This is a genomic window from Pontiella sp. (assembly GCF_041622395.1).
Classification (GTDB): Bacteria; Verrucomicrobiota; Kiritimatiellia; order Kiritimatiellales; family Pontiellaceae; genus Pontiella.
Window position 1 is genome coordinate 1 of the sequence record NZ_JBFJYW010000137.1, and the last position, 9,775, is coordinate 9,775.

A 9,775-nucleotide genomic window follows, 5' to 3' on the forward strand; every position below is an offset into this window, starting at 1 on the left:
GCGGCGGGATTATCTGGTCTTTGCGGCGGAGAACGGCGCATCGGCGCTGGAGGTGCTGGCCGCGCAGAAGATCGATGTGCTGCTGAGCGATGTGCGGATGCCGGGGATGGATGGGATTACGCTGATGCAACGGGCGCTGGCGAACAACCCGGAGCTGACCGTGATCATCCTGACGGCTTATGGCGATGTGGAGCTGGCGGTCAAGGCGATGAAGCTAGGCGCGACCGATTTCATGACCAAGCCGATCAACCTCGATAAGCTGGAGCTGGTGCTTGACCGAGTGCTGAAGGTGAAAAAGATCGAGCTCGAAAACGTGCGGCTCAAGGTGCAGCTCGACAACAAGTATGGGTTGGAAAACATCATTGGCCGTTCGCCCGTCATGCAGGAGGTGTTCGACACGATCCGCCAGGTGGCGCAGTCGCGCGCGACGGTGCTGATCCAGGGGGAGAGCGGCACGGGCAAGGAGCTGGTGGCCAAGGCGATCCACCAGTTGAGTCCGCGCAGCAAGGGGCCGTTCGTGGCGGTGCACTGCGCGGCGCTTTCGCAGAATATATTGGAGAGCGAATTGTTTGGTCACGAGAAGGGCGCGTTCACCGGGGCGATGGAGCGGCGGGTGGGGCGGTTTGAGAAGGCGGACGGCGGCTCGCTGTTCCTCGACGAGATTTCCGAGATCGATGCTTCGGTGCAGGTGAAGATATTGCGCGCGCTGGAGGAGCGGCAGATTGAGCGCGTGGGCGGCGATACGCCGGTGGACGTCGATACCCGCTTGATCGCGGCGACCAATCGGGACCTGAAGGCGATGGTCGATGATGGCGACTTCCGCGAAGACCTCTTCTATCGCCTGTACGTGGTGGTCATCACGCTGCCGCCATTGCGCGAGCGGCAGGACGATATCCTGCTGTTGCTCAATCACTACCTCGCCGTTTTCAACGAGGAAAACGGAAAGCAGATCGAGGGTTTCACGCCGGCGGCGTACGAAATGCTTTCGGCATACGAGTGGCCGGGCAACATCCGCGAGCTGCGGAATTTGGTCGAGCGCATGGTGGTGCTGGCGCGCGGCAAGGTGTTCGATACGGCCGATATCCCGCCGCAGGTGCGCGAAAAAGCGGCGGGTGGCGAGGTGAAGATCGATGCCGCGCTGACGGTCGATGAAATGGAAAAGCGGATGGTGATCCAGGCGCTGGAGCTGACCAACGGCAACCGCACGAAGGCCGCCGAGAAGCTCGGCATCAGCCGGCGGACGTTGCACCGCAAATTGAATCAATATGGAATCGGGTAACGATTTAAATCAAGGAGAAGCAATGCTCAGGAAAGAAGACGCCGTTTTGGTGTTCATTGATGTTCAGGGACGCCTGCATGAAATCATGGATGGGAAAGAGGGACTCGATGCCAACATGGGAAAGTTGGTGAAGTGCGCGCAGTTGCTGGACGTGCCGGTGCTCGTAACCGAGCAGATCCCCGAAAAGCTGGGGCCAACCAGCGAGCCGTTCAGGACCCTGCTTGCCGAAGAGGTGGTGGTTCCCAAGTCGGCGTTCAGTTGCTGCGGCGAGCCGCGGTTCGCGGCGGCCTTCGAGGCGCTGGGCAAAAAACAGGCGATCCTCATCGGGATCGAAACGCATATCTGCGTCTACCAGACCGCGATCGATCTGCTGGGGCAGGGTGGCGAGGTTTTCGTGGCGGCCGACGCCGTTTCGTCGCGCGCCCCCGAAAACAAGGCGCTGGCTTTGCAGGCGATGCGCGATGCCGGGGTGCAGGTGGTTCCGACCGAGACGCTTCTCTTCGCCCTGCTGCGCGATGCCGCCGACCCGCGCTTCAAGGAGCTGCTCAAGCTGATCAAATAGCCCGCCCTATTCCACGACGTATTTTTCAAGGTGCTCTTCGTCGGCGAGGAACTCGGGGATGAGTTTCTTTTTTGCGGAGGCGCCGTGGTCGTGGACGGAGCCGGGGTTGCCGGTGATAAGCGGGTGCCAGTCGGGCAGGGGCTTGCCTTCGTGCATCAGGCGGTAGGCGCAGGTCTTTGGCATCCATTCAAAGTATTCGGGGTGGTCGGCCGTAAGCACGGCGCAGTCGGGCACGAGTTCGTGGCGCAGGGCGTAGTTGGTGCAGCGGCAGGTATTGACATCGAGAAGCCGGCAGGCGACGCAGGTGTAGAGGATTTCCCCGGTCTCCTCGACCTCCAGCTTGTGGACGCAGCACTTGGCGCACCCGTCGCACAGCGACTCCCACTCCATCTTGGTGAGTTCATGGAGTTGCTTGGTTTTCCAGAATGGGTTCATGGGCGGCCCGCGTATAGGTTGATGGTATCGATGAGTGCCTGGCGGTTGACGGGCTTGGAGATGTAGTCGTCCATGCCGCCGTCGATGCATTTTTGCTTGTCGTCCTTCATGGCGTGGGCGGTAATGGCGATGATCGGGATGTTGGCGATCGAGCCGCGCATGTTGCGGATGATGCGGGTGGCCTCGAATCCGTCCATGATGGGCATCTGGCAATCCATCAGGACCACGTCGTACTCTTTCTGGCGAACCTGCTGGATGGCGTCCTTGCCGTTTTCGGCGGTGTCGACCTGGCACCCGGCCTTGATCAGAATCGCGGAAGCGACCTTTTGGTTGACGAGGTTGTCTTCGACCAGCAGCACGCGGGTGCCGGGTTTCACCATCTTGATCGGCGCGCTTTCCGGGGGCTTGGCCGCGGCCGCATGTGCCGCCTGGGCCAAGGTGAGGTTGAAGTAGAAGGTGGAACCTTGGCCCGGGGAGCTGAACAGTCCAATCTTGCCCCCCAGCAATTCGACGAGCTGTTTGCTGATGGCCAGCCCGAGTCCCGTGCCGCCGTAGAGGCGCTTGGTCGAGCCGTCGGCCTGGGTGAACTTGGAGAAAATGCGATCCTGCTTGTCCTTGTCGATGCCGATGCCCGTGTCGATGACCTGGAAATAGAGTTTCGCGCCCTCGCTGTTTTTTGAGAGGCATTCGATGTTGAGGGTGACGGTCCCCTGGTGGGTGAACTTGAGCGCATTGCCGAGCAGGTTGATGACGATCTGCTCGATGAGGCCTTCGTCTCCCGTCACGTAGAGCGGGACATTGTCCTGGCATTCGCATTTGAGGGTCACGCCGCTTTGCTGGGCCAGCGGTTGGAACATGTAGAAGAGGGTCTCGCACATTTCGCGCAGATCGATGGTGGATTCGCGCACGTCCATCTGCCCGGCCTCGATCTTGGAGATGTCGAGCACGTGGTTGATGATCTTCAGCAACCCGTTGGTTGACTGTAGGATGGTTTCGACGCAGTTGTTTTGTTCGCTCGAAAGCGACGTGTCGGCGATGAGCTGCGCCATGCCGACGATGCCGTTGAGGGGGGTCCGGATTTCGTGGCTCATGTTGGCGAGGAATTCGCTTTTGGCCAGGTTGGCATCTTCGGCGATCGTGCGCGCGCGCTCGGCCATGGCTTTGGCGTCTTCGGCCATGGCCTTGGCGGCGTGGATCTTTTCTTCGGCTTCCTTGCGCAGGGTGATGTCGCGGACGTGTAGTTGCAAGACCTGGCGGCCTCCCATGTTCTGGAGCGATCCGGTCATTTCGATGGGGCTCACCGATCCATCGGCCGCCATGCTCGCGCCCTCGCACTGCTTGAGTTCGCCGGAAAACCATTGGCGCATGTTGTCGTCGACTTCGCCGCGGTGTGCCAAGGGGACGAGGTCGTGCACCCGTTTGGTAAGCAGTTTTTGCTTGGTCATTTTCACCGATGCGCAGGCGCTGGAATTGGCGGCCACCACGTGGCCTTGGCGATCGATGACAAAGACGGCGTCGGGCGAGTTTTCGAAGATCTGGCGCAACCGTTCCTCGCTTTCCATGTATTGCCGGGTCTTTTCGGCAACCACCCGGGTCAGCTTGCGGTTCCATAGCAGGATCTGTGCGATGATGACGGCCACCAGCCCTGCGGCGATGGAGGCGAGCAGCAGGATGTGTTCGATCGGCATGATGCGCCGCGCATATTCCGAGCCCAGCCATTTGGCCTGGATCTTGTTGAGGGTCCCGCTTCGTTGCGCCTGCGATATCCCTTTGTTGATGATGGCCAGCAGTTCGCTGTTGCCGTTGGCGACCGCCATGCAAAGTTTGGCGTTGAACACCGGACTGCCGACCGTCTTGAGTTCGTTGTTTCCGGTGGAATATATATAGTGCTGGGCCACCAGTTCGTTGCAGATCATGGCATCGACTTCGCCGTTGGAGACCAGATCGACGCATTCCTGCACGGTGGGGGTGAACTTGATTGCGCAGCGGAGGTCGTGATGTTGCAGCACCTCCAGGGACTGGCTGGAGCCCATGATGGCCACCTTCAGGCCTTCGAGGTCGACGATTCCGTCGATGTCGGTGCGGTCGTTGCGCACATAGAGCGATACCGGGATCACCTTGAGGGTGTGGGAAAAGTCGAAGTCTTGGTTGCGCGCCTCCGTATAGAAGAGGCTGGTCATGGCATCGGCTTCCCCGTTGAGCACCATCTCCATGGCCTTTTCCTGAGGCGCCGTTTCGAAGCGGACCTTGAAGCCCAAGGCGGCCGCCATCCAATGGACCAGCTCGACATTCATTCCGCTCACATGCCGTTTGCGCAAGAATTCGAACGGGGCATGGCTGGGTTGGCAGACGAAGACGATTTCATCCTTGTTTGCCAGGTAGGCCAAATCGCGTTCGCTCAGCTGCGCCGCCGGGCAACATGCGGCGGCGGCCAAGGCCGCGATCAAGAGTATGCGCTGAAGGAACGTCGCCATATAAAATCCAATTAAGGGACTATAGAGATTGGTTCTTGGGGGGTAAACAAAAACGAATGAAATCTTTAAGGTTCGGAAGGGGGTTGCCCGAACTTCTGCTTTCCCGGCCGGGCGATATGGCATACGGTAGCGCCGAGATGCCGGAACTGAAAAAAGTAGCCCATGTCATGCGCCGTTACGTACCCGACAAATGGGGCGGAACCGAGAGCGTTGTTGCGAACCTTTCGCGCGGGTTGCAACGCCGCGCCATCGGGAGCACGGTCTTCTGCACCGACATGTTTTCCGAAACGGGGCGGCAGGAGATCGATGGCGTCGAGGTCCGGAGATTTTCCTACGTATTCCCCTGGCTGGGACTTTCGCAAGACGCCAAGGCCCGGTTGCGGCTGAAAGGCGGGAGCCCGCTTTCCTTGCCGTTGTTTCTGGCCTTGCTGGGGGATCGGGAATTGTCGCTGATCCACACCCATGTTCAGCATCGGCTCGGCGGCATGGCGCGCACGGCCGCCCGCCTCAAAGGGATTCCCTACATCGTCAGCCTGCACGGCGGATATTTCACGCTGCCCCGGGAGCAGGCCGAAAAAATGGCGGAACCGTTCCGGGGCAAGCCCGAGTGGGGGAAAATCTTCGGTGCGGTGTTCGGATCGCGCCGGGTGCTGGCGGATGCCGATGCGATCATCTGCGTCGGGCAGGCCGAAGCCGACGAAGTTCGGAAGCGCTATCCCGGCAAGGACGTGCTCTATCTGCCCAATGGCGTCGACATCGACCGGTTCGCCGCGGCCGAAGCATCCCTGTTCCGGGCGGCCCACGGTTGGGCCCCGTCCGATAAGCTCGTGCTGTGCGTTTCGCGCATCGACTACCAGAAAAACCAGCTTGGGCTGGTGCGGGCGTTCGCGGCCTTTGCCGAGCGCCATCCCGATCACCGCCTGGCGCTGATCGGCGCCGTCACGGTCGCGGCCTATCGCAAGCAGATCGATGCCGAAATCGAACGGTTGGGGCTCGCGGGCAAGGTGGTGATGATCGAGGGGTTGCGCCCGGACGATCCGCTGTTGCCCAGCGCATACCGGGCGGCGGAAATGTTCGTGCTTCCCTCGGTGAATGAACCGTTCGGAATCGTGGTGCTCGAAGCGTGGGCGGCGGGGGTCCCGGTCGTCGCCAGCCGCGTCGGCGGGGTTCCCGGGTTCACGGCCGACCGTCGAAACGTCTTGCACGTGGAACCCGGCAACGAAGCGCAGCTTGCCGGCCGCATGGCGGAGCTGGCGGACAACGCCGGGCTGCGGGAGGAGCTGGCGCGCAACGCGGCCGCCGCCGTTTCCCGCTATGCCTGGGATTCGATCACCGCCGAATATCTACGCGTTTATGTGAATCTTGTGAACAAACGAAGTGCTTGCGATGTCGGTTAAATTTCCCATTATGACTCGCGAAGGGTTTGGTAATTCATCATATTCGACCGCTTAAAGACCATGGAAACAAAGGGGGCACCATGCCGCATAAGGAAATAAAAAAAACGATCGAAGAGCTTAAAGGCGAGCTGCAGAAAACGGAGCAGGATACCGGCCCATTCGAGGAGATCCTGCACAACGCGCAGGAAGGGCTCGAGCGCTACACGCCCGAAGCCGTTCAGGAATTGGCCGACGCGCTCAAGCGCGAAGCCGCCGAATTCGAGGTCGAGCATCCGCGCATCACTGCGCTCATCAACAACGTCATGACGCATCTGAGCAATTTGGGAATTTAATTGGGATAAGAATGAAGCTTTAAGAATGGAGAATGACCGGGCCGGCGCGTGGTTCCCGTCCGGGCATATGCCAACCGCACGGTCGGCAATACTTCATTTTCACAAGGCTATAGAAGGAGAAAAAAGGGATGATCAAGATTTGCTGCATCGGCGCCGGCTATGTGGGCGGACCCACCATGGCGATGATCGCCAAGCAATGCCCCGACGTTCAGGTGAATGTCGTGGATATCAACGAAACGCGCATCGCCGCCTGGCAGACCGACGAGCTGCCAATCTACGAGCCCGGCCTGCTGGACGTGGTTAAGGAAGCCCGCGGCCGCAACCTCTTTTTCTCGACCGATGTCGACCAGGGCATCCGCGACGCCGACATTGTTTTCGTGAGCGTCAACACGCCGACCAAGACGTTCGGCGAAGGGGCGGGCTGCGCCTCCGACCTGCAATACTGGGAACTCTGCGCCCGCCGCATCAAGGAGGTCTCCACCTCCGACAAGATCATCGTTGAAAAATCCACGCTGCCCGTCCGCACGGCCGAGGCGATGGAACGCGTCCTTCACGCCGGCGACAACCCGGTCCATTTCGAAGTGCTCTCCAATCCCGAGTTCCTCGCCGAGGGCACCGCGATCGAAGACCTTGAATGCCCCGACCGCGTGTTGATCGGCGGCCACGAAACCGCGACCGGCCAGAAGGCGCTGCAGACCTTGGCCGACATCTACGCCACCTGGATCCCGCGCGAGCGCATCCTGACCACCAACCTGTGGTCGTCGGAGCTCTCCAAGCTCACCGCCAACGCTTTCCTGGCCCAGCGCGTCAGCTCCATCAACGCCATCTCCGCCCTGTGCGAAGCCACCGGAGCCGACGTCGGCGAAGTGGCCCATGCCATCGGAACCGACAGCCGCATCGGCCCCAAGTTCCTCAAGGCCTCGATCGGTTTCGGCGGATCGTGCTTCAAAAAGGATATTCTCAACCTCGTCTACCTGTGCGAAACCTACGGCCTCAAGGAGCCGGCCGACTACTGGCGCCAGGTCGTGCTCATGAACGAGTATCAGGAGCGGCGCTTTGTCACGACCATGCTCCACAGCATGTTCAACACCATTGCCAACAAGCGCATCGCCGTGCTCGGTTTCGCCTTCAAAGCCGACACCGGCGACACCCGCGAAAGCCCGGCCATCAAGGTCTGCCGCGAGCTTGCGGCCGAGCACGCCACCCTCGTGGTCTCGGATCCGGAGGCGATGGAAAACGCCAAGCTTGAAATGCCGGAACTCGCCGACCGGATCGAGTTCGAGGAAGATCCCTACAAGGCCGCCGCCGGCGCGCACGCCGTTGCCATTCTGACCGATTGGAGGCTCTACAAGGAACTCGACTTCCAGCGCATCTTCGACGGCATGCAGAAGCCCGCCTTCCTGTTCGACGGCCGCAACATGCTCGATCACGACGCGCTTTTCAACATGGGCTTCGAGGTCTACTCCATCGGCAAAGGCTACAAAAGCCACCTGAAATAAGGGCAGACTCGTGGCAACACACGAAAAGGGCCTCCTGATGGAGGTCCTTATCTCATTCCGGTAGGTGCGTCGTCTCTGGGGGATTTCCGGGTTTCATCCGCATTTCTAGGTTGCCTCGGCAAACCTCCGCAGTACCTCCCGGGCACCATATTCCGCCGTTCGTTTTTTCAAGGCGGTATATGTGCGTAAACCAGCTATGCCAGAATGGGGAAACCGAATGGAGGGGGAACTCGATAACGCTCGGTTCAAACCAGCGCGTGCCTGTTGCTTTAAATGTAGCTTCTTCGATCCATCCTTCCGGTAGCTGAGGGTTTGAATAAGAGGCTTCAATATCCTTCAGTACGGAATGGCATGCGGCCATATAAGCTTGGTTGCGCACATGGAGCGCGGGCCCATGCGTCCAGTTCTTGTTTGCTATGTAGTGGTTACCATGCACCAACTCGTTTGCCCACGCTGTAAGCGCGTAGCCGCCCACGAGAATGATAAGAACGGCTGAAAGCTTAAGTGCTTTTTTATCGATGGTTGCCAGAATGGTTCCGGCGAGAAATGAAGTCAGAATCAGAGGGGCAAACGAGCCAGATCGGCCATCAGGCGTGAAAGGGATGAATAAAAACATCATGCCAAAAAGAGTGACTGTCTGCAGGGTGCTTCCGATTATTGCTTTGGTGGAAGGTGGTGTGCCGTACTTTTTTATCACTCCATAGGTAATGGGGATCATCAGGATCATGATACAGGCTATGATATTTCCGGCCATGCCTGAAGTTATTTCACCTCGATCACGTTGCCGGCGAATTCGACGGTTTGTCCGGCGCGGATTTTGCAGCGCTTGCGGGTTTCGAGTTCGCCGTCGACGGTCACCAAGCCCTCGGCGACGACTTCCTTGCCTTCGCCGCCGGACATCACCAGATTGGCGGCCTTGAGTAGTTTGCAGAGTTCGATGTAATCGCCTGTGATTGGAAATTCCATGGCTAAGTTCCCGTTTGCTTGCGCTGTTTGATCATTCCCCGGATGCCGAAGACCAGCAAAATGACGCCGAGGGGAAACAAGAGGATCCCGACGGCGGTGGACGTTAATGCGAATCCGATGTTCGATGCCAATGCTTCGGGCTTATCCATGCCGCCGTCGCCCATCGCGTGGAAGGAGAGCATCATCGAGATGACCGTGCCGAGGAATCCCAGAACCGGGCCAAGGGAAAGGATGGACCCGAGCACCGTGAGAACAACGGGCGTCTTCGTTGGCGGGGAATTTTCGGGGTAGGGCATGGGCGCTTAGTTGGCCGCTTCGGCTTCCTTGCGTCGCATTCGGACCAGCTCAAGGTGTTTGTAAGGTTGGCGGCGGCGGTGGTAGAGCGCATCGACCTTGTCTTCGAGGTATTCCCAGTCCTCGGCGGTCGGCGGCGTGTCGTAGTCCCAGAGCTCTTCGTCGGAGCGCTTGAACTGCCACTTGATGATGTCGTGGCCCACAAAGGTGATCCGTACCGTTCGCTTGACCCGCTTTTCGAGCCGTTCCGTCCATTCGATGTCGGCTTTCATGGGGCTCCTATTTGGGGTAGAACCAGCGGCCCGCCGTTCCGGCAATCAGGCAGACTCCGGCAATGACGATGCCGATCAGCGGGAAGATCATTCGCTGCTGCCGGACGGTTACGTCGATCTCGGCCTGTGTGCCAAGCAGGTAGAACATTGCCCCGGAGAGCACCAGAGAGATGATTGCAACCCACCAGAGGAGGGCCTTCGGCTGAAATGGACTTTTCGTTTTCATAGAAGTCGCAATTAATTACTATGCACGTCCCATTATCAA

12 protein-coding genes are annotated in these 9,775 nt (G+C 59.4%); 5 read left to right on the plus strand and 7 right to left on the minus strand.

Annotated features, from left to right (window positions below; translation table 11 throughout):
- Both ABYO54_RS09310 and ABYO54_RS09315 read left to right on the plus strand, forming a co-directional pair.
- Positions 1-1,279 (plus strand): sigma-54-dependent transcriptional regulator (locus ABYO54_RS09310; RefSeq protein ID WP_372807978.1); only part of this gene is annotated, 1,279 nt, incomplete at its 5' end.
- A gap of 22 nt (positions 1,280-1,301) precedes the next feature.
- The gene (locus ABYO54_RS09315; RefSeq protein WP_372807979.1) at positions 1,302-1,841 is read left to right on the plus strand and encodes an isochorismatase family protein; all 540 of its coding nucleotides are present in this window, start codon (positions 1,302-1,304) and stop codon (positions 1,839-1,841) included.
- 6 nt (positions 1,842-1,847) lie between these two features.
- Here ABYO54_RS09315 and ABYO54_RS09320 read toward each other — a convergent pair whose 3' ends face one another.
- Positions 1,848-2,276, minus strand: coding sequence for a YcgN family cysteine cluster protein (locus tag ABYO54_RS09320; protein ID WP_372807980.1), 429 nt, complete (start codon positions 2,274-2,276; stop codon positions 1,848-1,850).
- Positions 2,273-4,750: a response regulator gene (locus tag ABYO54_RS09325; protein WP_372807981.1), complete on the minus strand. Its 2,478-nt coding sequence runs from the start codon at positions 4,748-4,750 to the stop codon at positions 2,273-2,275. Before ABYO54_RS09325 ends, ABYO54_RS09320 begins: the two co-directional genes overlap by 4 nt.
- Before the next feature lie 167 nt (positions 4,751-4,917).
- On the opposite strand from ABYO54_RS09325, the gene ABYO54_RS09330 reads away from it, so the two are divergent.
- The 3 genes from ABYO54_RS09330 to ABYO54_RS09340 all read left to right on the plus strand — a co-directional run bounded on the left by ABYO54_RS09330 (position 4,918) and on the right by ABYO54_RS09340 (position 7,978).
- Complete coding sequence (locus ABYO54_RS09330; protein ID WP_372807982.1) at positions 4,918-6,147, plus strand: glycosyltransferase family 4 protein; 1,230 nt, start codon at positions 4,918-4,920, stop codon at positions 6,145-6,147.
- 80 nt (positions 6,148-6,227) lie between these two features.
- Positions 6,228-6,479, plus strand: coding sequence for a DUF4404 family protein (locus ABYO54_RS09335; protein WP_372807983.1), 252 nt, complete (start codon positions 6,228-6,230; stop codon positions 6,477-6,479).
- A 128-nt stretch (positions 6,480-6,607) separates the two neighbouring features.
- Positions 6,608-7,978, plus strand: a complete 1,371-nt coding sequence (locus ABYO54_RS09340) for a UDP-glucose 6-dehydrogenase (protein WP_372807984.1) — start codon at positions 6,608-6,610, stop codon at positions 7,976-7,978.
- Positions 7,979-8,030: 52 nt separating this feature from the next.
- Here the strand turns inward: ABYO54_RS09340 and ABYO54_RS09345 are convergent, their stop codons facing one another.
- From ABYO54_RS09345 to ABYO54_RS09365, 5 genes are read right to left on the minus strand one after another with little or no spacing between them, the layout of a single operon-like run.
- Positions 8,031-8,705 (minus strand): hypothetical protein, encoded by a 675-nt coding sequence (locus ABYO54_RS09345; RefSeq protein ID WP_372807985.1) that lies wholly within the window; start codon positions 8,703-8,705, stop codon positions 8,031-8,033.
- 35 nt (positions 8,706-8,740) lie between these two features.
- On the minus strand, positions 8,741-8,944 hold the full coding sequence (locus ABYO54_RS09350) for an RNA-binding S4 domain-containing protein (protein WP_372807986.1): 204 nt from the start codon (positions 8,942-8,944) through the stop codon (positions 8,741-8,743).
- 2 nt (positions 8,945-8,946) lie between these two features.
- On the minus strand, positions 8,947-9,240 hold the full coding sequence (locus ABYO54_RS09355) for a MotA/TolQ/ExbB proton channel family protein (RefSeq protein WP_372807987.1): 294 nt from the start codon (positions 9,238-9,240) through the stop codon (positions 8,947-8,949).
- Positions 9,241-9,246: 6 nt separating this feature from the next.
- A complete protein-coding gene (locus tag ABYO54_RS09360) occupies positions 9,247-9,510 on the minus strand; it encodes a hypothetical protein (protein WP_372807988.1) in 264 nt (87 codons plus the stop codon).
- 7 nt (positions 9,511-9,517) lie between these two features.
- Positions 9,518-9,736, minus strand: a complete 219-nt coding sequence (locus ABYO54_RS09365; protein WP_372807989.1) for a hypothetical protein — start codon at positions 9,734-9,736, stop codon at positions 9,518-9,520.
- Between the last annotated feature and the right edge of the window lie 39 nt (positions 9,737-9,775).